Annotated in this window: 28 protein-coding genes; 11 read left to right on the plus strand and 17 right to left on the minus strand. The window is 63.3% G+C overall.

The window, feature by feature from the left end; translation table 11 throughout:
• The first annotated feature begins 126 nt into the window (after positions 1-126).
• From ABE528_RS15260 to ABE528_RS15285, 6 genes are all read left to right on the plus strand, one after another.
• Complete coding sequence (locus tag ABE528_RS15260; protein ID WP_027918134.1) at positions 127-882, plus strand: FKBP-type peptidyl-prolyl cis-trans isomerase; 756 nt, start codon at positions 127-129, stop codon at positions 880-882.
• A gap of 279 nt (positions 883-1,161) precedes the next feature.
• Complete coding sequence (locus tag ABE528_RS15265; RefSeq protein ID WP_346653383.1) at positions 1,162-1,602, plus strand: YkvA family protein; 441 nt, start codon at positions 1,162-1,164, stop codon at positions 1,600-1,602.
• Positions 1,603-1,680: 78 nt separating this feature from the next.
• On the plus strand, positions 1,681-1,851 hold the full coding sequence (locus ABE528_RS15270) for a YhfG family protein (protein WP_152954258.1): 171 nt from the start codon (positions 1,681-1,683) through the stop codon (positions 1,849-1,851).
• Positions 1,848-2,468 carry a Fic family protein gene (locus tag ABE528_RS15275; RefSeq protein ID WP_346653384.1) on the plus strand — a complete coding sequence of 207 codons (621 nt, stop codon included), beginning with the start codon at positions 1,848-1,850 and terminating at the stop codon, positions 2,466-2,468. The genes ABE528_RS15270 and ABE528_RS15275 overlap by 4 nt, the downstream gene beginning before the upstream one ends.
• Positions 2,469-2,655: 187 nt before the next feature.
• Positions 2,656-2,994, plus strand: a complete 339-nt coding sequence (locus ABE528_RS15280) for a helix-turn-helix transcriptional regulator (RefSeq protein WP_152954233.1) — start codon at positions 2,656-2,658, stop codon at positions 2,992-2,994.
• Positions 2,991-3,359 (plus strand): hypothetical protein, encoded by a 369-nt coding sequence (locus ABE528_RS15285; protein ID WP_027918137.1) that lies wholly within the window; start codon positions 2,991-2,993, stop codon positions 3,357-3,359. The genes ABE528_RS15280 and ABE528_RS15285 overlap by 4 nt, the downstream gene beginning before the upstream one ends.
• 19 nt (positions 3,360-3,378) lie before the next feature.
• On the opposite strand, the gene ABE528_RS15290 is transcribed toward ABE528_RS15285, so the two are convergent.
• Together ABE528_RS15290 and ABE528_RS15295 are read right to left on the minus strand one after the other, a co-directional pair.
• On the minus strand, positions 3,379-4,329 hold the full coding sequence (locus ABE528_RS15290) for an EAL domain-containing protein (protein WP_346653385.1): 951 nt from the start codon (positions 4,327-4,329) through the stop codon (positions 3,379-3,381).
• A 114-nt stretch (positions 4,330-4,443) separates the two neighbouring features.
• Entirely contained in the window at positions 4,444-6,525 is a 2,082-nt protein-coding gene (locus ABE528_RS15295) for a carboxy terminal-processing peptidase (RefSeq protein ID WP_346653386.1), read from the minus strand.
• A 143-nt stretch (positions 6,526-6,668) separates the two neighbouring features.
• On the opposite strand from ABE528_RS15295, the gene ABE528_RS15300 reads away from it, so the two are divergent.
• On the plus strand, positions 6,669-7,631 hold the full coding sequence (locus ABE528_RS15300; protein ID WP_346653387.1) for an NAD(P)H-quinone oxidoreductase: 963 nt from the start codon (positions 6,669-6,671) through the stop codon (positions 7,629-7,631).
• A 61-nt stretch (positions 7,632-7,692) separates the two neighbouring features.
• Here the strand turns inward: ABE528_RS15300 and ABE528_RS15305 are convergent, their stop codons facing one another.
• From ABE528_RS15305 to ABE528_RS15330, 6 genes are all read right to left on the minus strand, one after another.
• Entirely contained in the window at positions 7,693-8,346 is a 654-nt protein-coding gene (locus ABE528_RS15305) for an HAD family hydrolase (protein WP_152954226.1), read from the minus strand.
• Positions 8,347-8,360: 14 nt separating this feature from the next.
• Positions 8,361-9,350, minus strand: coding sequence for an ABC transporter ATP-binding protein (locus tag ABE528_RS15310; RefSeq protein WP_152954225.1), 990 nt, complete (start codon positions 9,348-9,350; stop codon positions 8,361-8,363).
• Position 9,351: 1 nt separating this feature from the next.
• A complete protein-coding gene (locus tag ABE528_RS15315) occupies positions 9,352-10,146 on the minus strand; it encodes an ABC transporter permease (protein ID WP_103449557.1) in 795 nt (264 codons plus the stop codon).
• Positions 10,136-10,984 carry an ABC transporter permease subunit gene (locus ABE528_RS15320; RefSeq protein WP_346653388.1) on the minus strand — a complete coding sequence of 283 codons (849 nt, stop codon included), beginning with the start codon at positions 10,982-10,984 and terminating at the stop codon, positions 10,136-10,138. The genes ABE528_RS15315 and ABE528_RS15320 overlap by 11 nt, the downstream gene beginning before the upstream one ends.
• Positions 10,963-11,769 (minus strand): alkaline phosphatase family protein, encoded by an 807-nt coding sequence (locus tag ABE528_RS15325; protein WP_152954222.1) that lies wholly within the window; start codon positions 11,767-11,769, stop codon positions 10,963-10,965. The genes ABE528_RS15320 and ABE528_RS15325 overlap by 22 nt, the downstream gene beginning before the upstream one ends.
• Positions 11,770-11,863: 94 nt before the next feature.
• Positions 11,864-12,928 carry an ABC transporter substrate-binding protein gene (locus ABE528_RS15330; RefSeq protein WP_152954221.1) on the minus strand — a complete coding sequence of 355 codons (1,065 nt, stop codon included), beginning with the start codon at positions 12,926-12,928 and terminating at the stop codon, positions 11,864-11,866.
• Between the two features lie 316 nt (positions 12,929-13,244).
• On the opposite strand from ABE528_RS15330, the gene ABE528_RS15335 reads away from it, so the two are divergent.
• On the plus strand, positions 13,245-13,958 hold the full coding sequence (locus tag ABE528_RS15335) for a UTRA domain-containing protein (protein ID WP_152954220.1): 714 nt from the start codon (positions 13,245-13,247) through the stop codon (positions 13,956-13,958).
• Between the two features lie 4 nt (positions 13,959-13,962).
• On the opposite strand, the gene ABE528_RS15340 is transcribed toward ABE528_RS15335, so the two are convergent.
• From ABE528_RS15340 to minC, 7 genes are all read right to left on the minus strand, one after another.
• The gene (locus tag ABE528_RS15340; RefSeq protein WP_346653389.1) at positions 13,963-16,116 is read right to left on the minus strand and encodes a mechanosensitive ion channel family protein; all 2,154 of its coding nucleotides are present in this window, start codon (positions 16,114-16,116) and stop codon (positions 13,963-13,965) included.
• A 44-nt stretch (positions 16,117-16,160) separates the two neighbouring features.
• On the minus strand, positions 16,161-16,328 hold the full coding sequence (locus ABE528_RS15345; protein ID WP_165837385.1) for a hypothetical protein: 168 nt from the start codon (positions 16,326-16,328) through the stop codon (positions 16,161-16,163).
• Between the two features lie 124 nt (positions 16,329-16,452).
• A complete protein-coding gene (locus tag ABE528_RS15350; RefSeq protein WP_152954219.1) occupies positions 16,453-17,742 on the minus strand; it encodes a M18 family aminopeptidase in 1,290 nt (429 codons plus the stop codon).
• 44 nt (positions 17,743-17,786) lie between these two features.
• Complete coding sequence (locus tag ABE528_RS15355) at positions 17,787-18,422, minus strand: RluA family pseudouridine synthase (RefSeq protein ID WP_152954218.1); 636 nt, start codon at positions 18,420-18,422, stop codon at positions 17,787-17,789.
• Between the two features lie 84 nt (positions 18,423-18,506).
• A complete protein-coding gene (gene minE, locus ABE528_RS15360) occupies positions 18,507-18,761 on the minus strand; it encodes a cell division topological specificity factor MinE (RefSeq protein WP_003252572.1) in 255 nt (84 codons plus the stop codon).
• A gap of 3 nt (positions 18,762-18,764) precedes the next feature.
• Positions 18,765-19,577 carry a septum site-determining protein MinD gene (gene minD, locus ABE528_RS15365; RefSeq protein WP_152954217.1) on the minus strand — a complete coding sequence of 271 codons (813 nt, stop codon included), beginning with the start codon at positions 19,575-19,577 and terminating at the stop codon, positions 18,765-18,767.
• Positions 19,578-19,676: 99 nt separating this feature from the next.
• Complete coding sequence (gene minC / locus ABE528_RS15370) at positions 19,677-20,441, minus strand: septum site-determining protein MinC (RefSeq protein WP_346653390.1); 765 nt, start codon at positions 20,439-20,441, stop codon at positions 19,677-19,679.
• A gap of 111 nt (positions 20,442-20,552) precedes the next feature.
• Between minC and ABE528_RS15375 the strand changes: the two genes are divergently transcribed.
• Positions 20,553-21,488 (plus strand): lipid A biosynthesis lauroyl acyltransferase, encoded by a 936-nt coding sequence (locus ABE528_RS15375; protein WP_103449565.1) that lies wholly within the window; start codon positions 20,553-20,555, stop codon positions 21,486-21,488.
• Between the two features lie 15 nt (positions 21,489-21,503).
• Positions 21,504-22,652: a patatin-like phospholipase family protein gene (locus ABE528_RS15380; RefSeq protein WP_152954214.1), complete on the plus strand. Its 1,149-nt coding sequence runs from the start codon at positions 21,504-21,506 to the stop codon at positions 22,650-22,652.
• 12 nt (positions 22,653-22,664) lie between these two features.
• Here ABE528_RS15380 and ABE528_RS15385 read toward each other — a convergent pair whose 3' ends face one another.
• Together ABE528_RS15385 and ABE528_RS15390 are read right to left on the minus strand one after the other, a co-directional pair.
• Entirely contained in the window at positions 22,665-23,492 is an 828-nt protein-coding gene (locus tag ABE528_RS15385; protein ID WP_346653391.1) for a VacJ family lipoprotein, read from the minus strand.
• Positions 23,485-24,783 (minus strand): serine/threonine protein kinase, encoded by a 1,299-nt coding sequence (locus ABE528_RS15390; RefSeq protein WP_346653392.1) that lies wholly within the window; start codon positions 24,781-24,783, stop codon positions 23,485-23,487. Before ABE528_RS15390 ends, ABE528_RS15385 begins: the two co-directional genes overlap by 8 nt.
• 189 nt (positions 24,784-24,972) lie before the next feature.
• Between ABE528_RS15390 and ABE528_RS15395 the strand changes: the two genes are divergently transcribed.
• On the plus strand, positions 24,973-25,341 hold the full coding sequence (locus ABE528_RS15395; RefSeq protein ID WP_152954212.1) for a hypothetical protein: 369 nt from the start codon (positions 24,973-24,975) through the stop codon (positions 25,339-25,341).
• The last annotated feature ends 44 nt before the right edge of the window (positions 25,342-25,385 follow it).

Raw genomic sequence — 25,385 nt, forward strand, 5'->3', positions numbered from 1 at the left:
AAGCCTTTACCTACTGAACTTCCTTACGAAAACCCGCTCTTATGCCGGTAGCCATTGGTGATGGCCGCCTGATAAGCTCGCGGCTTTACCCTGATTGCCCTTATGGCGCATGAACAAGGAAATAGCATGAAACAGCATCGTCTGGCGGCTGCGGTTGCCCTGGTAGGCCTGGTACTGGCTGGCTGCGATCAACAAGCCAGCAGCCCCGAGCTGAAGACTCCGGCACAGAAAGCCTCCTACGGTATCGGCCTGAACATGGGCAAGAGCCTGGCTCAGGAAGGCATGGAAGACCTTGATTCGAAAGCAGTCGCCCTCGGCATCGAAGACGCTGTCGGCAAGAAAGAGCAACGCATCAAGGACGAAGAACTGGTAGAAGCCTTCACCGCGCTGCAGAAGCGCGCCGAAGAACGCCTGGCCAAGGCCAGCGAAGAAGCTGCCAGCGCCGGCAAGAAATTCCTCGAAGAAAACGCCAAGAAGCCTGGCGTGGTTACCACCGCCTCGGGCCTGCAGTACGAAGTCGTGAAGAAGGCTGACGGCCCGCAGCCGAAGCCGACCGACGTGGTCACCGTTCACTACGAAGGCAAGCTGATCGATGGCAAGGTGTTCGACAGCTCGGTCGAGCGCGGCAGCCCGATCGACCTGCCCGTCAGCGGTGTGATCCCAGGCTGGGTCGAAGGCCTGCAGCTGATGCACGTTGGCGAGAAGTACAAGCTGTTCATCCCGGCTGAACTGGCCTACGGCGCCCAGAGCCCGAGCCCGCTGATCCCGGCCAACTCGGTCTTGGTGTTCGACCTGGAACTGATCGCCATCAAGGACCCGGCCCAACTGCAGGGTGGCGAAGCGCCAGAAGCTGAAGCTCCGGCCGAAGCACCTGCCAAGTAATAACGGCTGGTACCTGCACAACGCCCCGTCCTGACGGGGCGTTGTCGTTTGTGGGGGATCATTCGGCGAACCTCGAGCGGCTGGCATTGTCCGAGCAAGGGCAGAGTGAAGAAGCCGGAAGCTTCTGACGCAAAACGTTTGCGGATCTGAAACGACTGTGTAAAAAACGCCCGATCTGACCGGGGCCCTTGCCTTGTGGGCGCCCGCCGTCACAAACTTCGCCCTGTTCACAAGGTTATCCACAATAAATGTGGATAACCTTCCCCTGCTGGAGGCTCCATGAGCGCACCCTGGAATTTCGCCCGTTTCCTGCCCCTGGCCGAGCGCCTGCTCAGCCGTGGCCGGTTGCCGGCCTTGCTGTTCGCAGTGGCCCGCAAAGGCCCGCGCATCGGCCAGTTGCGCGATGACGTCAAGCTGCTGCAGTCGCTTTGCCTGGCCTGGTGGCGGGGTGAGTACCGCGCCATCAGCCCCAAGGCACTGGTGACCATCGTCGCCGGCTTGCTGTACTTCGTCAGCCCCATCGACGCCATCCCCGACTGGATTCTCGGCGTCGGTTTTCTCGATGACATCGCCGTGCTCGGCTGGGTGTTGAAGACCGTGGCTGATGAGCTGGCGCGCTTCAAGGCCTGGCGCGACAGCCAGGCGCCTGAGCGCCTGCTGGTGGTCGAACGCCTGCCCGACACCCCCGAAGCACTGCGCCTGGAGCGCAAAGCGCACTGACATGTGGGGAAGGCAATTGCCCAAATGGACGCCTTGATCAGCTACAATCTGAAGGCACGTAACCGTAAGGTCGAAGATATGGAAAAGCTCAGTCTGGAAGCCAAGAAAGCCTGGTATGCCAAGCATCGCAAAGCCAACTATGCAGCCAGCCTTCGGCTTGAGGGATTCTGCGTGTCTAAAGATGATGGTGAAATCAAGTTGCCCACTCGTGTTGCTGCGCTCAAGGCTGTGCAGCTGGTCAAGGCTTGAGAAGGGACAAGTACGGTGCTGAACAAGACTCGGATTGCTATCCGGGAACTGACGTACTCATAAATCTGCTCGACCTGCGCGATCCTGAAGACCTTGAGGATGCCGAGCGTTATCTCAGCGCAATCGCGGCTTCCGCTTTAGAGTTCGTGCCTCCTCCCTATAGCCTGGAATCCCTAAGGCAAATTCATTGCGCGCTTTTCTCGAAGATCTACAGCTGGGCGGGAAAACTACGTACTGCTGCAATCAGCAAAGGCAGCACGAGGTTTTGTAGTCCTGAATTCATAGAGCCAGAATCCAGGAAAGAATTCTCGAAAATGGCGGCAGCGAGATGGTTCGAAGATTACTCGCGCGACCAGCTGATCAAAGCGGTGGCAGAGGCCTATGGCACATTGAACGTTGCGCACCCGTTCAGGGAGGGCAATGGACGCACTCAGCGTATCCTTTTTGAGTGGATCATCGTGAACGCGGGGTTCTCCATCAACTGGGATGGTGTGAATAGCGAAGAGTGGGTCGCGGCCAATATCCAATCTTACCTTGGTGATGATGCGCACTTGGCCAATATCTTTGGTCGGTGCATTGGTCAACCGATTCGGGAAGACGACAAGTATTCTCTATAGGCAACCGCCGGCATCAGAACTTGAACAGCACATCAGAATCGCGCTCTCTTGCACTGACGTTGGGCACGCTGATCGGAAATCTCTTACAATGGGATATAACGAAAGGGGAGCAGCCCGATTGCCTTTCGCTATTGGTCGAAAGCCTGTAGCAGGCGCGAAAACGGTAATGCTTACGTAAGGGGGTTGTATGGGTATTCAGGTCATTAGCCGGGACGGTCAGCCCGAGTACGCCGTCGTGCCCTGGGAGCAGTATCAGGCGCTGCTCAGGGCAGCCGGGCAAGCTCCGGCCGAGGTGGCTGGCGAATCAGCGCAACAAAGCGCCCCGGCAGCCAGCCTGCCAGCGTTCAGTGAAGTGGCGCAACTGCGCCAGGCCAAAGGCATCGCCCCTGAGCAGTTGGCGCGTAATGTCGGGGTCAGCCCGGCGTACCTGGCCATGATCGAATCGGGCGAGCGCCAGCCGGATGCTGCAATCCGCCGTGCCCTGGCCTGGCATCTGGGGGTGGCCGGCTGGAGCGAGCCATCATGAGCCAGGTCAGGATCAGCCGACAGCATTGGCAAAACCTGCTGGACGAGCTTGACCTGGCCCGCCGTCAACGCCACCTGCTCACTTACCGTGCGCTGATCGAGCGCCTGCAGTTGCCCAGCCCGGCGATGCAGACCCTCACCGCTGCGCTGGAGTACCTGGCGGTGCTCGATGCCCGTGCCGAGCAGCCACTGCGCAGCTCCTTGGTGATCAGCCAGGGTGCCAGCCGTTTGCCGCGCACCGGCTTTTTCGAGTGCGTGGAGCGCCTGGGGCGTTTTTCGGGGCCGGTAGATGGCATGGAGGCGGCGTCCTGGCATGCCTCCGAGGTCGTTCGGGTGTTTGAGTACAGCTATCCCGAAACAGCCTGATTAATTGCCTGTACCGGCCTCATCGCTGGATTGCCAGCGATGAGGCCGGTACAGGCAATGCATTGCGATGAACCAGGCCACAGGGCATGCCTTCGGCATCGCGAATTTCCAATGACTCCAGGTGCTCATGCCGCCCGAACAGCTCCATGATTTGCCCGATCGTGGCATTCAGGCCCACCGTCGGCTGCTCGACCAGAGCCACGGGCAGCACCTGCGCCAATAGCTGCTGATTCTCCCGCACTCCCATCTCCTGCGGCCGCCCCAGCAGATACCCCTGCACCAGGTCCACACCCATCTCGGTCAACACCGCCAGCTCTTCCGGCAGCTCGATCCCTTCGGCTATCACCTGCGCCTTCGAGGCCCGGGCAATCTGCAGGATGGAGCCGACGAACTCGCGCTTGAGCGGGTCGCGGTGGATGCCATCGATGAAGTGGCGGTCGATCTTCACGTACTCGGGACGCAGCTCCGACCACAGGCGCAGGCTCGAATAGCCCGCGCCGAGGTCGTCCAGGGCGATGGAAAAGCCCATGTCGCGATAGTGATGCAAGGCATTGGATAGCAGCTGGAAATCGTCGGTAGGGGTCTGCTCGGTCAGTTCGATCACCACCCGGTTGGGTGCCAGCCCCACTTGTTCGAGCAGCTTGAGGGTGCGCCCGGAAGGGTAGTGCGGTTCCAGCAGCGATTCGGGTGAAATGTTGAGGAACAGCTTGCCGTCGAGCCCCTGCTGGCTGAAGCGTCGGCACGCACTTTCCCGGCACGCGGCCTCCAGTTCGGTCAAGTGACCGGCCTGGCGGGCAATGGCAAACAGGTTCAAGGGTGAATGCAGCGGACTGTTGGACGGGCCCCGGCTCAAGGCTTCATGGCCGAAGATGCGCCGTTCGCTGAGGCAGACGATCGGTTGGAACAGGCTGTGAATGCTGCGCTGAGCGAGAATTGCGCTCAAGGCACTGAGCTGTTCGGCGACGGTCATGACGGTATCCTGAAAATGAAAGGGCCGGTCATTTGCATGCCCGGCCCGTCCATTTCACGACAGTGCGATGACTATTTGATGACGGGTCACATTAATCTGCCATCATCGGTCGGATTACTTCTTGGCCATCTTGGTGCTTTCGCTCAGGTAGTCGATGAGGATGCGACCGGTCTCGGCCAGGTAGGCATCGTCTTCCGGCTTGGTCTTGTCATCGTCTTCCGGCAGGGCGTCCTCGTCGACTTTCTTCAGCTCCTTGAGCGGCTCCTCGCCCTTGGCCTTGCGACGGATGTTCTCCATGGCCAACTGCTTGGTTTCGACGTCATCGTGGCGGGCACGGCGCTCCTGCTCGTTGAGGCTGACGGTCTTCTCGTCCATCAACTTCTGGGTCAGGGCCAGGCGGTCACGGATGTAGGTGAACTCGGCATCCTTGGCGCTGCGTGCGTCATGCTTGGCCTTGAGGTCGGCCAGGAACGGCTTGAACGGGTCGACTGCTGGCTTGACCACCGGGCGGATGGTGTCCCACGGCATGGCCTCAGGCAGGGCGCTTTCGCCGATTTCCTTGGTGTCGATGATCGACGGATAGTCGATGTCCGGGAGCACGCCCTGGTGCTGGGTACTCTGCCCGGAGACCCGGTAGAACTTGGCCAGGGTCAGCTTCAGCTCGCCATGGTTGAGGGGCTGGATGGTCTGCACGGTGCCTTTGCCAAAGGTCTGGCCACCGATGATCAGCGCACGGTGGTAGTCCTGCATGGCGCCGGCGAAGATCTCCGAGGCCGAGGCCGACAGGCGGTTGACCAGCAGCGCCATCGGGCCTTTGTAGAAGGCACCGGGGTTTTCGTCCTCGAGCACATCGACGCGGCCGTCGCTGTTGCGTACCAGCACGGTCGGGCCTTTCTCGATGAACAGGCTGGTCAGCTCGGTGGCTTCCTGCAGGGAGCCGCCGCCGTTGTTGCGCAGGTCGATGACCACGCCGTCGACTTTTTCCTTCTGCAGCTCGGTGAGCAGTTTCTTCACGTCGCGCGTGGTGCTCTTGTACTCAGGGTCACCGGCACGGTAGGCCTTGAAGTCCAGGTAGAAGGCTGGGATTTCGATGATGCCGAGCTTGTAGTCACGCCCGTCCTGCTTGAGCTTGAGCACCGACTTTTTCGCCGCCTGCTCTTCGAGCTTCACGGCTTCGCGGGTGATCGAGACGATCTTGCTGGTCTGGTCGCTTGGCGCATTGCTGGCCGGGATGACTTCAAGGCGTACTATCGAGCCTTTCGGACCACGGATCAGCTTGACCACTTCGTCCAGGCGCCAGCCGACCACGTCGACCATTTCCTTGTTGCCCTGGGCGACACCGATGATCTTGTCGGCCGGTGCCACCTGCTTGGTCTTGGCGGCCGGGCCTGCCGGCACCAGGCGCACGATCTTGACCTGGTCGTTATCGCTCTGCAGCACCGCGCCGATGCCTTCGAGCGACAGGCTCATGTTGATGTCGAAGTTTTCCGCGTTGTCCGGCGACAGGTAGTTGGTGTGCGGGTCGTAGGACTGGGCGAAGGTATTGATATAGGCCTGGAAGATGTCCTCGGCACGGGTCTGGTCCAGGCGCGCCAGCTGGTTCTTGTAGCGCTTGGTCAGGGTTTCCTGGATCTGCTTCGGCTCTTTGCCGGCGATCTTCTGGCGCAGTACCTCGTCCTTGACGCGTTTGCGCCACAGCTCGTCGAGCGCGGCCTGGTCCTTCTCCCACGGGGCATCCTTGCGGTCGATCAGCAAGGTTTCCTTGGTGGTGAAGTCCATCTTGTCGACGCCGTTGGCCAGCTCGGCCAGGGCGAAGTCCAGGCGCTGCTTGACGCGGTCGAGGTAGCGTTTGTAGATGGTGAAGCCGGGGTCGAGGTTGCCGCTCTTGAGGAAGTCGTCGAACTGCGTCTTCCACTTGTCGAATTCGGCGATGTCGGCTGCGGTGAAGTAGCTGCGGGCCGGGTCGAGCAGCTTGATGTAGCTGTCGTAGATGATCACCGAGCGGGCGTCATCGAGCGGTGGCTTGCTGTAGTGATGACGCTTGAGCAGCTCCACCACGTTAAGGCTGGCGACGATTTCGTCGCGGTCCGGCTGCAGGCTGTCCCACTTGTTGGCGGCCGCCGCATTGCCGCCGAGCGTGAGGCTGCCCAGGCCAACCATGAGGGCCAGGGCGGTGCTTGGGAGGAAATGCTTCATGCTGATTCGACGTGGAGGCAATTGATCACGCATAGTAGGCCGTCTTTTCCGTTCGCCGGTTCCATCGGAGCCGGGCAAATACTGCAAAAAGCCTGGGGAGCGGGCTCCTCAGGCTCAGTCTGTGATTCAACTATGGAGGCACTGTGAAGGCATTGCAAGGCGTTGACGGACATGTGGCCTGGGTCGAGGCCGAACGCCCGGCCTGTGACGCGGGCCAAGTGCGCATTCGCGTGGCTGCTGCGGGATTGAACCGCGCCGATCTGCTGCAGATGAAGGGCCTGTATCCACCGCCGCCAGGCGCCAGCCCGTACATGGGCCTGGAGTGCGCCGGGGTGATCGAGGAAGTCGGCGCTGGCGCTGATTGGCGTGTGGGCGACCGCGTCTGCGCGCTGTTGGCCAGCGGTGCCATGGCCGAACAAGTGGTGGTCGATGCCCGCCACGTATTGCCGGTGCCAGAGGGCCTGAGCCTGCACCAAGCGGCGGCGCTGCCGGAGGTGTATGCCACGGCGTGGTTGAACATCTTCCAGCTGGGCAAGGTGAAGGCCGGTGAGAAGGTGCTGGTGCATGCTGGCGCCAGTGGTGTGGGCTCGGCGGCGATCCAGCTGTGCAAGGCCTTTGGCAGCCCGGTATGGGTCAGTGTCGGCTCCCAGGACCGCCTGGACTACTGTGAGGCGCTGGGTGCTGCGGGTGGCGTGGTGCGTAACCAGGACCTCGATGCGCTGGAAGGCTTCGGGCCGTTCGATGTGATTCTGGACCCGGTGGGTGCCAGCTACGGCGAGCTCAACCTCAAGTTGCTGGCCCGTGACGGGCGTTGGGTGATCATCGGCCTGATGGGCGGGCGCAAGTTCGAACTGGACCTTGCACAGGTGCTGGGCAAGCGCCTGGAGATCACCGGCTCCACGTTGCGCAACCGCGACCACGGCTTCAAGGCCGAACTGCTGCGTGATCTGCAACAGCAGGTGTGGCCGCTGTTTGCCGAAGGTCGCCTGTCGCCGCAACTGGTCGATACCTACCCGGTGGAGTTTGCCCAAGCGGCGTATGCCGAGCTTGAGAGCAACCAGGTGTCCGGCAAGCTGGTGATGGTGATCGACCCAAGCCTGGCGTAAGCAGGCCCGGCCCTTTCGCGGGCTTGCCCCCGCGAAAGGGCCGGAACAGGTGCCATGACTCTCACGTCCAGCTCAAGACCGGCCAATCATTCTTCTCGGCATGCTCCCTGAGCACCGCATCCGGATTCACCACATGCGGGTAATCGACCTTCAGCAACAGCGGCAGGTCATTGCGCGAATCGGAATAGAAACTCGCCCCCTCAAGGTTCTCCTGCTCCTGATCCAGCCATTCCAGTAACCGGGTGATCTTGCCCTCGCGGTAGGTCAACACGCCGTGAGTCTTGCCGGTATACACCCCGTTCACCGCCTCCAGCTCGATCGCCAGGTACTCATCCACCCCCAGCCGCGCCGCAATCGGCCCGACCAGGTGCGTGCCTGAGGCAGAAATGATCAGTATCCGGTCGCCCCGCTGGCGATGCTCGGCAATACAGCGGCAGGCGTCGCCGTAGATGAGCGGCTCGATCACTTCTTCGACCCACGGCGCCACCAGATGCTCGACTTCCTCCAGCGTGCGCCCGGCAATCGGCTCCAGGCTGAAGGCCATGTAGTCCTCCATTTGCAGGTGGCCCTTGCCGTAAGCGGCCATCAGTTCATGGTCGCGGCGCAGGAACTCCTTGCCGTCGACCCAGCCCAGCCGGGCCATCTGTTCGCTCCACAGCGACGCGCAGTCGCCGTGGATCAGGGTTTCGTCCAGATCGAAAATTGCCAGTGCCATCTTGCTGATTCTCCTTAGGCCACTTCGCGCAGCGCCGTGGGGTCGATCGACAGGGAAACCCGCTGGCCGTCGGCATGCAGGTCCCCAGGCGAACGGTTGAGCACGTCGACCACCAGTTCCACCTCACGCACGTTGACGCGGTAGCGGATGACGTTGCCAAGCAGGCTGTGACTGCGCACCTCGGCATCCAGTTCACCGTTGACGCCCAGGGTGATCGACTCCGGGCGGATCGCCAGGCGACCGGCCACCGGGCGTTGCAGCAGGCGGCTGGCGCTATCGGCGTCGAGCAGGTTGTAGTTGCCGATGAATCCGGCGGCGAACAGGTCCACGGGTGCGGTGTAGAGGGTTTCGGCATCGCCGCTCTGGACGATGCGCCCCTGGTTCATCAGGAAGATGCGGTCAGACATGGTCAGCGCCTCCTCCTGGTCGTGGGTGACGAAAATGGTGGTCAGCCCCAGCTCGCGCTGGATCGCGCGGATCTGCTCGCGCAGGTGCTTGCGGATGCGCGCATCCAGCGCCGACAGCGGCTCGTCGAGCAGCAGCAGGCGTGGGCGGGTGACCAGCGAGCGGGCCAGCGCCACGCGCTGGCACTGGCCACCGGACAACTGGTGCGGGTAGCGCCCGGCGAAGCTGCCCAGCTCCACCAGGTCCAATGCTTCGCGCACACGCTGCTGGCTTTCGTCGGCCTTGACCTTCTGCATGCGCAGGCCGAAGGCAACGTTCTGCTCCACGGTCATGTTGGGGAACAGCGCGTAACTCTGGAACACCATGCCGATGCCGCGCTTTTGCGGGCTGACCGGCACGATGTCATGGCCGTCGAGGAGGATCTTGCCGCCGTCCACCGGGGTCAGCCCGGCGATGCAACGCAGCAGGGTGGATTTGCCGCAGCCGGAGGGGCCGAGCAGGGTGACGAACTCGCCGCGTTCGATCTGGCAGTCGATGTTCTCGAACACCGGGCTGCCGGCGTAGCTTTTTTGCAGGTTCTGTACGCTGACGAAGCTCATCTCAGGTTTTGTCCTTGTTCAGGCGGTTGGCGACCCAGGTCAGCACCAGCACGAAGGCGAAATACGAGATCACCAGCGCGCTGTTGAAGTGGCCACTGCTGTTGCGCATGTTGTTCAGGTACACCTGCAGGGTCTCGTAGCGGGTGCCGACCAGCAGGTTGGCGAACACGAACTCGCCGAACAGGAACGAGAACGACAGCAGCAGCGCCACCATCAGGCCCTTGCGCAGGTTCGGCAGCACCACCAGCAGGGCGGCCTGCCAGGTGCTGGCGCCGAGCAGCTGGGCGGCGTCCATCAGGTCGCGCAGGTTGATCGCCTGCAGGTTGTTGGTGATCGCCCGGTACATGAACGGCAAGGCGATGGTGAAGTAGCAGCCGATCAGGATCCACGGCGTGCCGACCATCGCCATCGGGCCGCTGCCATAGAGCTGCAGCAGGCCCACCGACGACACCACCGGCGGCACCGCGAACGGCAACAGGATGAGGATGTTCATCAGTGCGTCGAGTTTCGGGAAGTGGTAGTGCACCACGAACAGCAGTGGCAGGATCAGCACCACCGACAGCAGCAGCGCGCCCACGCACACCAGCAGCGACTGGCCGAACGCGGCCAGAAAGCGTGGTTCGCTCCACAGCGCGACGTACCACTTGAAGGTCAGGCCACTGGGCAGCAGGCTCGCCGACCAACTGGTGGCCAGCGAGTAGAGCAGGGTGCCGGCCAGCGGCAGCAGCAGGATCAGGAACAGCAGGTACACCACCAGCCGATGGTAGAGCCCGGCGGAGGTTTTTTCAGCGCGCATGGTAGCTCCTCTTGAGCAGCCATTGATGAACCACCGTGACCAGCGTCATCAGCCCCACCAGCACCATCGCCAGGGCGCTGGCCAGGTTCGGGTCGAGGCTGATGTCGCCCGCCACCAGGCCGGCGATGCGGATCGGCAGCACGTTGAAGTTGCCGGTGGTCAAGGCATATACGGTGGCGTAGGCACCGAGGGCGTTGGCCAGCAGGATGACGAAGGTGCCGAGCAGCGCCGGGGTCAGTACCGGCAGGCCGATATGCCGCCAGAACTGCCAGTGGCTGGCCCCGAGCAGCGCGGCCGACTCGCGCCAGTCTTCGCGCAGGGCGTCGAAGGCGGGGTAGAGCAGCAGCACGCCGAGCGGGATCTGGAAGTAGGTGTACACCAGGATCAGGCCGCTCTTGGAGTAGATACTGAAGTCCTCCAGCAGGCCGATCTGTTTCAGCAGCAGGGTCAGCGCGCCGTTGAAGCCGAGCAGGATGATGAAGGCGAAGGCCAGCGGCACCCCGGCGAAGTTGCTGGTCATGTTGGCAAAGGCACTGACGAAGTCGCGCAGCTTCGAGTCGACCTGGCGCAGCGAGTAGGCGCCGAGGGTGGCGATGACGATGCCGAACAGGCTCGACCAGAAGCTGATCTCCAGGCTGCGTTGCAGCGCCTGCAGGTAGAACTTCGAGGCGAACACCTTGCTGAAGTTGTCCACGCCCCAGCCGGCCTCCGATTGCAGGCTGTTGATCGCCACCCAGGCCAGCGGGGCGATCTGGAAGATGACGAAGAACACGGCGAACGGCAGCAGGCAGAGCAGGGCCAGGTAGCGGCCACGGCTCACTTGAGCAACTCCCGGCAAACCGTCTTGTCGTGTGCAGCCCCCAGCAGCTCGCAGATGGTCCCGCACAGTTCGGTCTGCAGCGGTTTGGCGGCCGGGTCGAGGCTGAAGGCGTCGCCGAACACGAACAGCGGCACTTCACGCTCCTCGGCCAGCAGGCCGTTGTGCGAGCGGTCGTTGTTCATGCCGTGGTCGGCGGTGACCAGCACCTGGTAACCCTCTTCCAGCCAGCCCGGCAGGTAGTCGGACAACAGGATGTCGGCGCTGCGCGCAGCGTTGCGGTACTGGCTGCTGTCCAGGCCATGGCGGTGGCCGACGTCGTCGATGCTCATCGGGTGTACCAGGAGGAAATTCGGTGCATGGCGGCGGCGCAGGTATTCGCCGTCGGCCAGCAAGTGCGAGTCGGGATAGCGATCGTCCCAGTAGAACAGGCCGTGCTGGATCGGCAGCTTCGGCGCGTGGGTGTGGCGGTCGCGTTGCGGGTCGAAGGGCGAGCGGTTGTACAGCTCGCTCATCCAGTGATAGGCCGCCGCGGCCGTGCCCAGGTTGGCTTCGCGGGCATAGTGGAACACGCTGCGCTGGTTGGACAGGCGGTTGACGTTGTTGTGCACGATGCCGCTGTCGATCGGTGCCACACCGGTGAGGATACACTCGTACAGCGGCCGTGACAGCGACGGCAGTTCGCATTCCATGCGGTACAGCGCGGCGCGATCGGCCTCGACGTAGGCGTGCAGGTGGCCCATGGCGTGGTGGGCGACCTGATAGTTGAGGCCGTCGAGCAGGACCAGGATGACGTTGTGTTGCATGGTGGCTCCAATTGTTCAAGTGACAAGCAGCAAGCCACAAGCTGCAAGTAAAAGCGGATCGGCTTCTACTTGCAGCTTGAAGCTAGCAGCTGATTCATTCCATCTCGATGATCACTTGCTCCTGCCACTTCTGCGGCAGTGCCTTGGAGGTCGCTTCCCAGGTTGCGGCGTCCTTGATCGGCTGCGCCGCCTTGTACTGCTCGTTGGGCAGCAGCTTGGCCTGCACATCCTCGGGCAGCTTCAGGTGCTCGGCACGGATCGGCCGCGCATGGCCCTTGGCCAGGTTGATCTGCCCGGCGTCGCTGAAGATGTACTCACGTGCAAGCTTGGCCGCGTTCGGATGCTTGGCGTACTTGTTGATGATGGTGGTATAGCCGGAGATCACCGTACCATCCGACGGGATCAGCACTTCGAAGCGCTTGGGGTCGATCTGCTCGCGGTAGCTCAGGCCGTTGAAGTCCCACACCACGCCGACTTCGACCTCGCCCTTCTCGATGGTCTGGATGGTCGGGTTGGCCAGCGACAGGCGTTTCTGCTGGGCCAGCTTGGTGAACAGCTGCAGGCCAGGCTCGATGTTCTTCTCGTCACCCTTGTAGGCGATGGCCGCGGCCAGCACGCCGTTGGCGGCCTGGGCGGCAGTGCTGACGTCACCGATGGCGACCTTGTACTTGCCTTTTTCCAGGTCGTGCCAGCTGGTCGGGCGATCGCCTTCCTTGACCAGGTCCTTGTTGATGATGAAGGCGATGGTGCCGGTATAGGCCAGCGCCCAGTGGCCGTCCTTGTCCTTGGCCCACTCAGGTACCTGGTCCCAGGTGCTTGGCTTGTACGGCTGGGTCACACCCTTGTTGGCGGCGATCGGGCCGAAGGCGGCACCGACGTCGCCGATGTCGGCGCTGGCGTTGTCCTTCTCGGCTTCGAACTTGGCGATTTCCTGGGCCGAACTCATGTCGGTGTCGCTGTGCTTGAGGCCGTATTTGCTGGCCAGGTCTTCCCAGGTGCCTTTCCAGTTGGCCCAGGCATCGGGCATGCCCACGCTGTTGACGGTGCCTTCCTTGCGGGCGGCGTCTTCCAGGGCCTTGAGGTCGGGGCCTGCGGCCATGGCCGAGGTGCACAGGGTAATGGCCGAACCGAGCAGTGACGCCATGAACAACTTTTTCATCCGAAGCTCCTTGGGTGGGTGCCTTTAGCGATCGTTGTTATGAATGAAGCTGTTTTTGCTGACCGTTGGTCTAGGTCAGCAAAGCTTGAGCCAAGGTAGGCCGCTTGCGTGACAGTTTGATGTAGGGCAGGGCCTATGCAGCCCATGAAGCTACAGCGTAGACCACCCGATCCCCCCGGATATGCTGGCTTGGCGCGTTTCTGGCAGTGTCTGCCCAGGCCTTTGTCACAGGATGTTCATCAGCCCTGCCTAGGCTTGCACTATTCTCCAGAGGCCCCGTCATGGGGCTGGACTAGTCCAGATAGGTAACCTTTTGATGCAGTCGACGCCACCGCGCGCGGTAACAGCCATCTGCCATGCCCTGCAGGAGCAGATCGAGCACGGCCTGCTGGCGCCGGGCGGCAAGCTGCCGGCCGAGCGCAAGCTCAGCGAGGTGTTCGCCACCACGCGCATCACCCTGCGCGAGGCACTGGTGCAGCTGGAAGCCCAGGGCCTGATCTACCGCGAAGAACGGCGTGGCTGGTTCGTCGCACCGCAGCGCCTGACCTACGACCTGATCGAGCGTAGCCACTTCCATGCGATGGTGCGCGACCAGGGGCGGGAGGCCAGCACCGAATTGCTCTCGGCGCGCCTGCAGCCGGCTTCGGCGGCCATCTGTGCACGCCTGCAGCTGCCGGCACTGTCCAGCGTGGTGCGGATCTGCCGGTTGCGGCGCATTGATGGGCGGGCGGTGCTGTATGCCGAGCACTACCTGAACCCGAGGTATTTTCCCGGCATCCTCGAACACGACCTGGCGCAGTCGCTGACCGAGATCTACGGGCGGGTGTATGGTATCCGGTACGGGCAGGTGTGCTTCGAGATCCTGCCGACCGCCTTGCCGGTGGATGCGGCGGGGGCGCTGAAGGTGTCGGCCGGCAGCCCGGGCCTGCATATCACCCGGGTCAACAGTGACCAGCATGGGCACTTGATCGACTGTGACCTGGAGTATTGGCGGCACGATGCCATCCGCATTCGCGCGCAGGCGGGCTAGCGCGTTAGCTGGAGGCGCCGGCCCCTGTCACGCCACCGCCACCGGCAGTCACTACCTGTACCGACAGGCGCGGCGTGGCCAGGTCCAGCCCGGCTTCATCGAGCTGGCGCTTCAGCGCCAGGTTGAACGCCCGCGACACTTCCCACTGCTTGATCGGCGCGGTCTTGAACCGCGCCCGCAGGATCGCCGAGCCTGACTCGAAACTCTCCACCCCCTGCAATTCCAGCGGCGACCAGATATTGCGGCGCATCAGCGGGTCGTTGCGCAGTTTCTGCCCCACTTCACGGATCAGTGTGATCGCCTGGTCGATGTTCATGCTGTGCGGGATGGCCACACGGAAGATCGCGTAGCCGAACTCACGGGAGTAGTTCTTGATGCTCTTGATCTCGCTGAACGGGATGGTATGCACGATGCCGTCGATGTCACGCAGGCGCACGGTGCGGATGGTCAGGCCCTCGACCGTGCCCAGATGGCCGCCGACATCGACGTAGTCGTCGATCGCCAGTGAGTCTTCGATGATGATGAACAGGCCGGTGATCAGGTCGGCCACCAGCGACTGGGCGCCAAAACCGATGGCCAGGCCGATCACACCGGCACCGGCCAGCAGCGGCGTGACGTTCATGCCCATGTTGGCCAGGGCGACGATCACCGCAATGATAAAGATCACCACGAACATCACGTTGCGGATCAGCGGCATCATGGTCTGCGCACGGGCGTTGGCCATGCCCCGACGCGAGCGCACCAGGGCATGGTGCACGGCGGTGTCGGCGAGGATCCACACCAGCCAGGCGACGATCAGCGTGCCGGCCAGGCCCAGCAGGCGCACGCTCACCTCATGGCCATCGCCTTCGGCGAAGCCGATCATCGACAGGCCCCACACGCGCAGCCCCAGTTCGATGAACACCAGCCAGATGAACAGGTGCACCAGCAGGTAGCCGAAGTTGCGCAGGCGCTCGGCGTACACCGCCTGGCGCTTGCTGGCGCGTTTGGGGTTGGCGGCGTGGCGGCGCACCAGGCCGTTGAGCACCATGCACACTACTACCAGCACGGTGCACATCAACGACTGGCGCAGCGCGGTGCTGGTGTCACCGGCGGAAATGAAGGTGGCGAACAGCGAGACGGCCACCAGGATCAGCGCGGGCACGAACCAGAAGCTGCCGAGGATCTCGATGGTGTCGCTCAGGGTGCGCCGGGTCAGGCGCCGGGCCAGGGGCTGGTTGCGGATCAGGTGGGCGATCGGCCGGCGGAAGCGCAGGATGAACAGGCCGGACGACAGCGCCGCGATGACATTGGCCAGGGTCGCCAGGGCATGCGCCAGGTGGGTACCCAGGGCGACCAGCATGCGCGGGTCGCTCATGGCCTCGCCAAAGGCGGCGAAGCTGCCGATCAGCCACAGCGGGCGGAAGGCCTGGTGGCGCAGGATGTGCAGGGCGCGGTGGCGGTGAGGGCCGTCGAGCAGCGAGAAGGCAATCACGCAGATGGCCGAGAAGCAGGTGCCGACCACCAGCGCATAGGCCAGCACCATCGCCAGCGACTTGCCCAGTGACGGCGGCAGGGCGAAGCTCAGGTACACGGTAAAGATCAGTGCCACCAGCCACGGGCCCAGCTTGCGCAGGGCGAAGCGCACCAGGTCCCAGGTACGGGGGTGTTGCGGCAGTTCCTCGGTCAGGCCGAAACGCACCCGCACGCGGTGGCCGACCCAGTTGAAGGCGTAGGCCAGCAGGCTCCACACGGCGATGACCGCAGCAAAGCCGAACAGGATGGCCGGCCATTGATGCACCGGCACGATCAGTTCGGTCAGTTCGGCCTGGGCCTGTTCGATTTCCTGCGACCAGCGGTAGAACGGGCTGGAGTCACCGCTGAACTGCTTTTCGAAGTCGCTCAGGGCGCCGCCGATCAGGCCCAGGACCCCCTGCTCGACGGTGGGTTGCGATTGCTTGGTGGCGTCGCGCAGCTTCTTCAGGTCGGCCAGTAGCTTGGCGCGTTGCTGGTCGTTCTCGAGGTTCTTGATCACCTCGTCCAGCGATTTGCCCAGTGGCTCGGTGGCTTCGGGCTGGGCGGGGGCGCTGGAGCCCAGCAGGCTCGGCAAGCCCGCCGCCTGGACCGGGGACATGAAGATGAACAACAGCAGGGCTAGGCAACGCAGGAAGGCTGGCACCGGGAAATCTACCTCAGGTCAAACGATTGCCCGAGTGTAGAGGTTTATGTCGGCAGTTTCTCCAGGATCGTCCAGCAGGTGAGGCCAAAGATACCCAGTGTGCCGATCCACATCATCAGCACGCCGATATTGCGCTCGCGCATACTGAAACCGATGGTCAGCAGCATCAGGAACAGGAACACCGGCACGAACAGTGAGAGAAAGGGGGACATGGGCAGTGGTCCTTCTGCTTTGGGGGGCCATACAACAAGCATAGCGGGTTGGGCAGAAGGCGGATTGACCTTGCGCAGGATTTGGCCTGAGGCGTTCTGGGGCTGCACAGCAGCCCCCAGCACCTCAAGGCAGTTCGCGGCTACGGTAGAAGGCGCTCAGTACCTTCACCAGGTGCGCCAGGTCATGGCTGCCGCACAGCTCGCGGATCGAATGCATGGCAAAGGTCGGCAAACCGATATCCACCGTGCGCACCCCAAGATGGCTGGCGGTAATCGGCCCGATGGTCGACCCGCAGCCCATGTCGCTGCGCACCACGAAGCTCTGCACCGGCACTTCCTCGGCCATGCACAGGTGGCGGAAGAACCCGGCGGTTTCGCTGTTGGTGGCGTAGCGCTGGTTGTTGTTGACCTTGATCACCGGCCCGGCGTTGAGCTTGGGCCCGTGGTTGCCGTCGTGCTTGTCGGCATAGTTGGGGTGCACGCCGTGGGCGTTGTCGGCCGAGACCATCAGCGAGCGCTGGAGGGTGCGCACGTAAGCGTCGCCATCCGGCAGCAGGCGCTGCAGGGTCTGTTCGAGCATCGGGCCATCGGCGCCGCAGGCCGAGCAGCTGCCGACTTCTTCATGGTCGTTGCACACCAGCACGCAGGTTTCGTCGCTGTCGGCGCTCAGCAGCGCCTGCAGGCCGGCATAGCACGACAGCAGGTTGTCCAGGCGGGCGCCAGCGATGAAGTCGCCGTTCAGGCCGATCAGCGCGGCGTCCTGGGTGTCGTAGAAGCTCAGCTCGTAATCCAGCACCACGTCGGCGTTGAGCTCGTGCTCGCGGGCCAGCTGCTCGGTGAGCACGGCGCGGAAGTCGATGCGCTCGTCACCGGCCACCTGGGCCAGAACCGGCGGCAGTTCGTTCTGCGGGTTGATCTGCCAGCCTTCGTTGGCAGTGCGGTTCAGGTGGATCGCCAGGTTGGGGATGATCGCGATCGGCAGCTTGAAGTCGATCAGCTGGCTTTCTACCTTGCCATCACGGCGGAAGGTGACGCGCCCGGCCAGCGACAGGTCGCGGTCGAACCACGGCGCCAGCAGCGCGCCGCCGTACACTTCCACGCCCAGTTGCAGGAAGCCCTGGCGCTGCAGCTCAGGCTGCGGCTTGACCCGCAGGCAAGGGCTGTCGGTGTGCGCGCCGACCATGCGGATGCCGCTGTGCAGCGGCGACTGCTTGCCCAGCTTGATCGCGATGATCGAGGAGTCGTTGCGGGTAACGTAGTAGCGGCCACCGGGCACCGTGGCCCAGCTGTCACGCTCGTCCAGGCGCTGGTAGCCGGCCGCTTCCAGGCGCTGGGCCAGGCTGGCGGTGGCATGGAAGGGCGTCGGGGAGGCCTTGAGGAATTCAATCAGGCCGGTATTCAGTGCTTCGCGCATAACTCACTCCAGACAGCAGTGGCGCGAGTTTAGCGCAGATACCTTCAGAAGGGGGCAGGGCACTCGAACTTCAATCGCGCACCGCTGACCGGGTGGGTGAAGCTCAACATCGAGGCATGCAGGCACAGCCGCTCATGGGCCGCCAGCGCCTCTGGGTTGGCATACAGGCGGTCGCCCAGCAGCGGATGGCCGATCGACAGCATGTGCACGCGCAGCTGGTGCGAACGCCCGGTGATCGGCGTCAGCTCGACCCGGCAGTGATCCCCGCAACGCTCGACGATGCGCCAGAAGGTCAGCGCATGCTTGCCCTGTTCATGGTCCACCACGTGGCGTGGCTTGGTCGGCGGGTCGTAGCGCAGGGGCAGGTCGATGCTGCCGCTGTCCAGCGCCGGCTGGCCCCAGCACAACGCGGTGTAGGCCTTTTCGGTTTCGCGGTCATGAAACTGGCGCGACAGCTCGCGGTGGCTGTCGGCATCGCGGGCCAGCAGGATGATGCCGGAAGTTTCCCAGTCCAGACGGTGCACGATCAGCGCGTCCGGGTAGCCGTTTTCCTGCAGGCGGGTGATCAGGCAGTCCTTGTTGTCCTCGGCACGGCCAGGCACCGACAGCAACAGGGTCGGTTTGTTGATCACCAGGATGGCGGCGTCTTCATGGAGGATCTGGATGTTCGACAGCGGCATTGCGGGTTCTCTATGGAAATGACAAAAACCACTGGGGCTGCAATGCAGCCCCAGTGGTTTTTGCCTGTGCCTGAAGCGACTGAATCAGCGATCAGGCAAGGTGATGTTCAGCTCCAGAATCGAGCAGCTGCCCTGGTTTTCCAGCTCGATGTGCACATCATCGTTGCCGATGTTCACATACTTGCGGATCACTTCCAGCAGTTCTTTTTGCAGCGCCGGCAGGTAGTCCGGTTCGCTGCGCTGGCCGCGCTCATGCGCCACGATGATCTGTAGACGCTCTTTCGCTACCGACGCGCTGGTCTGTTTCTGTCTGCCACGAAAGAAGTCAAAAAGGTTCATGGTTTACTTGCCTCCAAACAGGCGCGCGAAGAATCCTTGCTTCGGCACTTCGATGAAACGCAGGGGTTTCTCTTTGCCCAGGAGGCGGTCGACAGTGTCGCTGTACGCCTGGCCGGCATCGCTCTGGTCGTCGAGGATCACCGGGATACCCTGGTTGGAGGCCTTGAGCACGGCCTGCGACTCGGGGATCACACCCTTGAGCTTGATCGCCAGGATCTCTTCGACGTCGGCGATGCTGAGCATTTCGCCCTTTTCGACGCGCTCGGGGTGGTAACGGGTGATCAGCAGGTGTTCCTTGATCGGCTCTTCGCCGTTCTCGGAGCGGCGCGACTTGCTCGACAGGATGCCCAGCATGCGGTCCGAGTCACGTACCGAGGACACTTCAGGGTTGGTCACGACAATCGCTTCGTCAGCGAAGTACATTGCCAGGTGTGCGCCTTTCTCGATACCGGCCGGGGAGTCGCAGATGACGTACTCGAACTGTTCTTTCAGCTCCATCAGCACCTTTTCCACGCCTTCCTGGGTCAGCGCGTCCTTGTCGCGGGTCTGGCTGGCGGCCAGCACGAACAGGTTCTCGAGGCGCTTGTCCTTGATCAGGGCCTGCTGCAGGTTGGCTTCGCCGTTGACCACGTTGACGAAGTCGTACACCACGCGGCGCTCGCAGCCCATGATCAGGTCGAGGTTACGCAGGCCCACGTCGAAGTCGACGATGACAGTCTTGTGGCCGCGCAGTGCGAGGCCGGTGCCGATGGCGGCGCTGGTGGTGGTCTTGCCCACACCCCCCTTGCCGGAAGTAACGACGAGAATCTTGGCCAAGGTGTTTCACCCCTAAATAAGTCGGGACATGTGTCCCAGCAAAATGCAAATAATGGCAACAGATAAAAAAGTTGCTCTAAAAATGACGGCAAGTATCCGTTAAAGACGGGTGATGTTCAACACGTCACCGGACAGGCTGACTTGCACACCGGCACCCCACAGCGGGTCGCGGCGCAGGTCTTCGCACACCTTGTACTGGCCGGCGATCGAGACCATTTCGGCGGTCATCTGCTGGCAGAAGATACGTGCCTTGGTATTGCCTTTGATCCCGGCCAGGGCGCGGCCGCGCATGGCGCCGTACACATGGATGTTGCCATCGGCGAGAAGTTCCGCACCCGGGCTGACCGAGGCGGTGACGATCAGGTCGCCCCCCTGGGCGTAGATCTGTTGGCCGCCACGCACAGGCGCGGTAATGATCCGGGTCGGCCGCACCTCTTGCACAAGGGCTGGCTCGGGGGCCGGGGCCGGAGCAGGCTCGGCCTTCTTTACCTCGGGTTCAGGCTCCAGCGGCCGCTCGCGGGCGCCGGACGGCGGCAGCACCGGCAGGTCGATGGCGATCGCCGCAGCGATGTCCTCGATACGGTTGGCGCGGATCGCCAGGGTACGCAGGCCATGATGGCGGCAAATACGCATCAGCCCGGGCAGGTCGATCGCCCCTTCGTCGGCCGGCAGCTTGTCCAGCGCCAGCACCAGCGGCGTGTTGCTGAAGAAATTTGGGGCCTGGGCCACTTTCGCCGCCAGTTGGCGGTCGAGGGCTTCCAGGTCGTTACGCCCCAGTTCCAGCACAGTGATGGCGAGCATGCTGCCCTTGAGCTGGAACACGGAGGCGGTGTCGGGTGTGTGGTTTGGGCTCATGGTCTGCATAGACGGCTTGTTGCGAAAAAAGTGCCCTGACTTATAACGATAAGACCGGTTGGCCGCAACCGGTGCCGATCCGATGTAGAATGCTCGGCCTTTGTCTTGCCGGAAGCTTCAATGGAACGCCCGCGTTTTCGACCCTATTTCCTCCACCCGCGATTCTGGGGCCTGTGGCTGGGCCTGGGCCTGCTGTGGCTGGTGGTGCAGTTGCCCTACCGTGCCCTGCTGTGGCTCGGCGGTGCCCTGGGCGCGCTGATGTACCGCGTGGCCGGCGAGCGCCGGCGCATTGCCGCCCGCAACCTTGAATTGTGTTTCCCTGAGCTGTCCGACGACGAACGGCGGCGTTTGCTCAAGGCCAACTTCGCCTCCACCGGTATCGCCTTCTTCGAGATGGCCATGAGCTGGTGGTGGCCCAAGGCCCGCCTGGCGCGCCTGGCCCACATCGAAGGCCTGGAGCACCTGCAGGCTGCGCAGCAGGCCGGGCAGGGCGCCATCCTGATGGCGGTGCACTTCACCACCCTGGAAATCGGCGCCGCGCTGCTCGGCCAGGCCCACACCATCGACGGCATGTACCGCGAGCACGGCAACCCGCTGTTCGACTTCATCCAGCGCAGTGGCCGTGAGCGGCACAACCTCGATTCGCTGGCCGTGGAGCGGGATGACGTGCGTGGCATGCTCAAGCTGCTGCGCTCGGGCCGGGCGATCTGGTACGCACCGGACCAGGACTACGGCGCCAAGCAGAGCATCTTTGTGCCGTTGTTCGGTATTCCGGCTGCCACGGTCACCGCGACCACCAAGTTCGCCCGCCTGGGCAAGGCGCAGGTGATTCCGTTCACCCAGAAGCGCCTGGAGGACGGCAGCGGCTATCGTCTGGTGATCCACCCGCCGCTGGAGGCCTTCCCCGGTGAGAGCGAAGAAGCCGATTGCCTGCGCATCAACCAGTGGGTCGAAGGCGTGCTGCGCGAGTGCCCGGAGCAATACCTGTGGGCGCACCGGCGCTTCAAGTCGCGGCCCGAGGGCGCGCCGCGGCTATACGACAAGAAAAAACGCTGATCCAGGAAGGAATCCATGGCGCCACCCCCGGTAACTGGTCTGATCCTCTCTGGCGGCGGCGCCCGTGCCGCCTATCAGGTCGGCGTCCTCGCCGGCATCGCCGAGCTGCTGCCGCCCGGCGCGCATAACCCGTTCCCGGTGATCGTCGGCACCTCGGCCGGCGCCATCAACGCCGTCACCCTGGCCAGCGGCGCCACCCGCTTCAACGACGCCGTGCAGCGCCTCACCACGTTCTGGCAGAACTTCCGCAGCCGCCTGGTGATCCGCAGCGACTGGCCCGGCGTGGTGCGCCAGGCCAGCCGCTTCGTCGGCCACAGCCTGCTTGGCCTGGGCGGCCAGGCGCCGGTGGCCTTGCTCGACAGCAGCCCCCTGCGGGGCCTGCTGGAGTCGCACCTGGACCTGGATGGCATCGGTCATTCCATCGCCGCCGAGCAGCTAAGGGCCGTCGCCGTGACCGCATTCGGCTACGAAAGTGGCCAGGCGGTGACCTTCTACCAGGGGCGCGGCACCATCGACGCCTGGCTGCGCCACCGCCGCATCGGCGTGCCCACGCCGTTGACCATCGACCACCTGCTGGCCAGCGCGGCGATTCCGCTGTTGTTCGCCCCGGTGCGCCTGGGCGACGAGTATTACGGCGACGGTGCGGTGCGCCAGTCGGCACCGATCAGCCCGGCCCTGCACCTGGGTGCCAGCCGGGTGCTGGTGGTCGGGGTCAGCGGCAACCCGCAGCGCCCTGCGGCGCCGTTGCCGCCCCAGCGTGTGTTCAGCGGCCAGCAGCCGAGCCTGGCGCAGATCGGTGGGCACCTGCTCAACAGCACTTTCATCGACAGCCTTGAGGACGATATCGAACTGCTGCAGCGGCTCAACCACCTCAGCCGGCTGCTGCCGGCGCACCTGGATGCACGGCGCCTGGGGCTGGCGCCGATCGAGGTGTTGGTGGTAGCGCCCAGCCAACCGCTGGACGAGATCGCGGCGCGGCACCGGCGCGAGTTGCCAGCGGCGCTGCGCCTGTTCCTGCGCGGTCCGGGCGCGACCCGGACCAGCGGTGCAGGGGTATTGAGCTATCTCTTGTTCGAGGCCAGCTATTGCAGCGAGCTGATCGAGCTGGGGCGGCGTGATGCCCTGGCCAAAAAGCGCGAGCTGTGTCAGTTCCTGGGAATTTGAGGCCAGGCCTGCTTACTCGGCAATCTGCAGCTTGCGCGCCTGGGTATACACATACCGCACCTTCTCGTACTCGAACGGCGAGTTGAGCTGGCCGTAGCGGAATTTGGTGGTGTAGCGCTTGTCCACCACGCGCAAGGCGAAGATCTCCGGGTGATTTTCGCTGGCCTCGGCCACGTTCAGGTAATTGACCGCCTGCTCGCCGGCATAGTCCACCACCAGCCCGGTGGTGTCGCGCAGGTTCGACGGGCCGAGCACCGGCAGCATCAGGTACGGCCCTTCCGGTACGCCATAAAAGCCCAGGGTCTGGCCAAAGTCCTCGCTCTGGCGCGGCAGGCCCATGCGGGTGGCCGGGTCCCACAAGCCGCCCACACCGATGATGGTGTTGAACATCAGCCGCGCGGTGATCTCCGCCGAGCGCTTGGCCTTGAGCTGCAGCACGCTGTTGAACAGGTTTGGCACGTCACCCAGGTTGTTGAAGAAGTTGCTCACCCCGGTGCGCACGAAGCTGGGCGTAACGTACTGGTATCCGCTGACCAGTGGCAGCAGCACCCATTGGTCCAGCCGGTAGTTGAAGTGGTAGATGCGCCGGTTCATCGATTCCAGCGGGTCGTACACGTTCAGCGCTTCCAGGGTCGAACGTTCAAATTCGCGCTGGTCGAGCCCTGGGTTGAATTTCAGTTCGCGCAGCGGGTCGATGAAGCCGTCGGCCTCCGGCGTCAGCGGCGCATGGGTCACTTGCGGGTCGGCTTCGATCACGCTGGCCCGTGGCGCGGTTTCCGCGGCCAGGGCATTGCCGGCGACGACTAGCAGTGCGGTGGCGAGAAGGAATGGTTTAGCCACGGAAGAACTCCAGCATGGCGTCGCTGTTGACGCGGTAATTGAGGTTGCCGCAATGGCCGCCATGGGGGTAAAGGGTCAGGCGATCGCCGAACACCTTGCGCAGGAAGCCGATATCGCCGGGGCCGAGGATGACGTCGTCGGCATTGTGCATCACGGCGATCTTGTCGCTGTTGTGCAGGTAGTCTTCCAGCGCATACAGGCTGACCTGGTTGACCAGCTGCAGGATGCTGTTGCCATCGGTGCGGGCGCGCCACATCGGGATCACCTGCTCGGTCATGTAGCAATCGAAGTCGCACTGCAGGGCCCGCTTGAAGAACGGCGTCAGGCTGCTGCCCTCGGTGATCGGGAATTTCGGCGGAATGATCAGGCCGCGGCGGTTGATCAGGTCGGAAGTAAAGGCGATGTCGGCTGCCGAGAAGCGGAACGAGGTGCCGATGAGCATGGCCATCTGTTCGTTGGACAGGTGCTGTTTCGACTGCTGGAAGTCGTACAGCAGGGCGTCGTTGAGGTCGATGTAGCCCTTGTCCTGGAAGTAGCGGGTGAGCTTCTCCAGCATCAGCTCATAGAAGGTGGTACTGCGGTCGATGCCCTTGACCTGGGTCTGCACCAGTTTGTCGAGGTTGTTGATCGAGGTGTACAGGTTGACCGGCGGGTTGAGCAGCAGCACGCGCTTGAAGTTGAAACTGCGACGGGTTTCGTCGAGGTGGCTGACGAAGGCAGCGTCCAGCGCGCCCAGGCTGTAGCCGGTGAGGTAATACTCGCTGACCGGCAGGCGCGGGTGCTGGGCTCGCACGGCTTGCATCACCCGGTACATGTCTTCGGCATCTTCCTGGCTGACGCCGGGGGTGGCGAAGCGTGAGGCGGCGCTCATGAAGTCGTAGCTGGTCGGTGACGACAGCTGCACTACGTGGAAGCCGGCCTGGTAGAACAGCTTCTTGAGGTATTCGTTGATGCTGCTGGAGTAGGGCGCACCGGTACCGGCGATGAGGAAAATCAGCGGTGCCTCATGGTCCTGGCGTGCCAGGCGGTACTTGAGCTTCTTCACTGCCCAGAAGTTGTCGGGCAGGCTGAACTCGCGCTCCGGGCGCAGGTTCAGGCTGTAGTCGGACTGGTCGATGTCCTCGTCACTGGGCAGGGTCGGGCGCTGCTCCGGCGGCGTGGTGGCGATGGTCGCCTCGAACGGGTTGGTCAAGGGGTAGCCGTAGCTGGCGGCGTCGATATCCCGCGCCGAAGCGGCCGCAGCCATGAGCAGGCCGCCAAGAAGGGCGGCGAGGCGCCAAGATCGAAGCATGTATTCCCCCAGAAGGATCAAGGTCGTGCAGTACGCAGGCTAGGACCACGCTTGCCAGGGCAAAGTTGCCGAGTGCGGAGGCCTTTGGTGTGCTTGTTATCTGCAACATAGCTGCAGGGTTGTGATTTTGCCTTACAACTGGGCTTGGGCGATCATGGATGGTTTCGATTACCGCTATTGGAGAATGGGATGTCTCGCTCGCTGCCGGCCGCTCTGTTGCTGATGTTTCTGGCCATCTGGCTCGCCGCCAGTTATGGCGTGCGCTATGGGTTGATGGAGGATGGACAGTGGGTCGGGCTGTGCACGGTGCCAGCCGACCACTGGCAGTGCCAGGTGCGTTCGCTGCTGGGCCTGGGCATCCATTTTCAGGTGATGGCCTGGGCCGGGTTGGGGTTGGCTTTGCTCGCGCAACTGGTTGCGGGGCGCGCCGGCTGGTGGCTGGCGGTGTTGGCGCTGGTGTTCGGCATTCCCGCCCTGGTGCTGTATACCGCCAGTATCGCGGTGTTCGTGGTGGTGCTGGCCGGGTTGCGGCTGGTTCGGCAACCGCACCGGGGCTGACAGGGGCTGCTTTGCAGCCCATCGCCGGCAAGCGCGGCTCCCAC

It is taken from the genome of Pseudomonas sp. TWI628 (assembly GCF_039673865.1).
Lineage (GTDB): Bacteria > Pseudomonadota > Gammaproteobacteria > Pseudomonadales > Pseudomonadaceae > Aquipseudomonas.

Coding starts and splice junctions, on each gene's coding strand:
- ABE528_RS15260 (WP_027918134.1), top strand. CDS start 127: ATGAAACAGCATCGTCTGGCGGCTGCGGTTGCCCTGGTAGGCCTGGTA.
- ABE528_RS15265 (WP_346653383.1), top strand. CDS start 1,162: ATGAGCGCACCCTGGAATTTCGCCCGTTTCCTGCCCCTGGCCGAGCGC.
- ABE528_RS15270 (WP_152954258.1), top strand. CDS start 1,681: ATGGAAAAGCTCAGTCTGGAAGCCAAGAAAGCCTGGTATGCCAAGCAT.
- ABE528_RS15280 (WP_152954233.1), top strand. CDS start 2,656: ATGGGTATTCAGGTCATTAGCCGGGACGGTCAGCCCGAGTACGCCGTC.
- ABE528_RS15285 (WP_027918137.1), top strand. CDS start 2,991: ATGAGCCAGGTCAGGATCAGCCGACAGCATTGGCAAAACCTGCTGGAC.
- ABE528_RS15290 (WP_346653385.1), bottom strand. CDS start 4,329: ATGACCGTCGCCGAACAGCTCAGTGCCTTGAGCGCAATTCTCGCTCAG.
- ABE528_RS15295 (WP_346653386.1), bottom strand. CDS start 6,525: ATGAAGCATTTCCTCCCAAGCACCGCCCTGGCCCTCATGGTTGGCCTG.
- ABE528_RS15305 (WP_152954226.1), bottom strand. CDS start 8,346: ATGGCACTGGCAATTTTCGATCTGGACGAAACCCTGATCCACGGCGAC.
- ABE528_RS15310 (WP_152954225.1), bottom strand. CDS start 9,350: ATGAGCTTCGTCAGCGTACAGAACCTGCAAAAAAGCTACGCCGGCAGC.
- ABE528_RS15315 (WP_103449557.1), bottom strand. CDS start 10,146: ATGCGCGCTGAAAAAACCTCCGCCGGGCTCTACCATCGGCTGGTGGTG.
- ABE528_RS15325 (WP_152954222.1), bottom strand. CDS start 11,769: ATGCAACACAACGTCATCCTGGTCCTGCTCGACGGCCTCAACTATCAG.
- ABE528_RS15330 (WP_152954221.1), bottom strand. CDS start 12,928: ATGAAAAAGTTGTTCATGGCGTCACTGCTCGGTTCGGCCATTACCCTG.
- ABE528_RS15335 (WP_152954220.1), top strand. CDS start 13,245: ATGCAGTCGACGCCACCGCGCGCGGTAACAGCCATCTGCCATGCCCTG.
- ABE528_RS15345 (WP_165837385.1), bottom strand. CDS start 16,328: ATGTCCCCCTTTCTCTCACTGTTCGTGCCGGTGTTCCTGTTCCTGATG.
- ABE528_RS15350 (WP_152954219.1), bottom strand. CDS start 17,742: ATGCGCGAAGCACTGAATACCGGCCTGATTGAATTCCTCAAGGCCTCC.
- ABE528_RS15355 (WP_152954218.1), bottom strand. CDS start 18,422: ATGCCGCTGTCGAACATCCAGATCCTCCATGAAGACGCCGCCATCCTG.
- minE (WP_003252572.1), bottom strand. CDS start 18,761: ATGAACCTTTTTGACTTCTTTCGTGGCAGACAGAAACAGACCAGCGCG.
- minC (WP_346653390.1), bottom strand. CDS start 20,441: ATGCAGACCATGAGCCCAAACCACACACCCGACACCGCCTCCGTGTTC.
- ABE528_RS15375 (WP_103449565.1), top strand. CDS start 20,553: ATGGAACGCCCGCGTTTTCGACCCTATTTCCTCCACCCGCGATTCTGG.
- ABE528_RS15380 (WP_152954214.1), top strand. CDS start 21,504: ATGGCGCCACCCCCGGTAACTGGTCTGATCCTCTCTGGCGGCGGCGCC.
- ABE528_RS15390 (WP_346653392.1), bottom strand. CDS start 24,783: ATGCTTCGATCTTGGCGCCTCGCCGCCCTTCTTGGCGGCCTGCTCATG.
- ABE528_RS15395 (WP_152954212.1), top strand. CDS start 24,973: ATGTCTCGCTCGCTGCCGGCCGCTCTGTTGCTGATGTTTCTGGCCATC.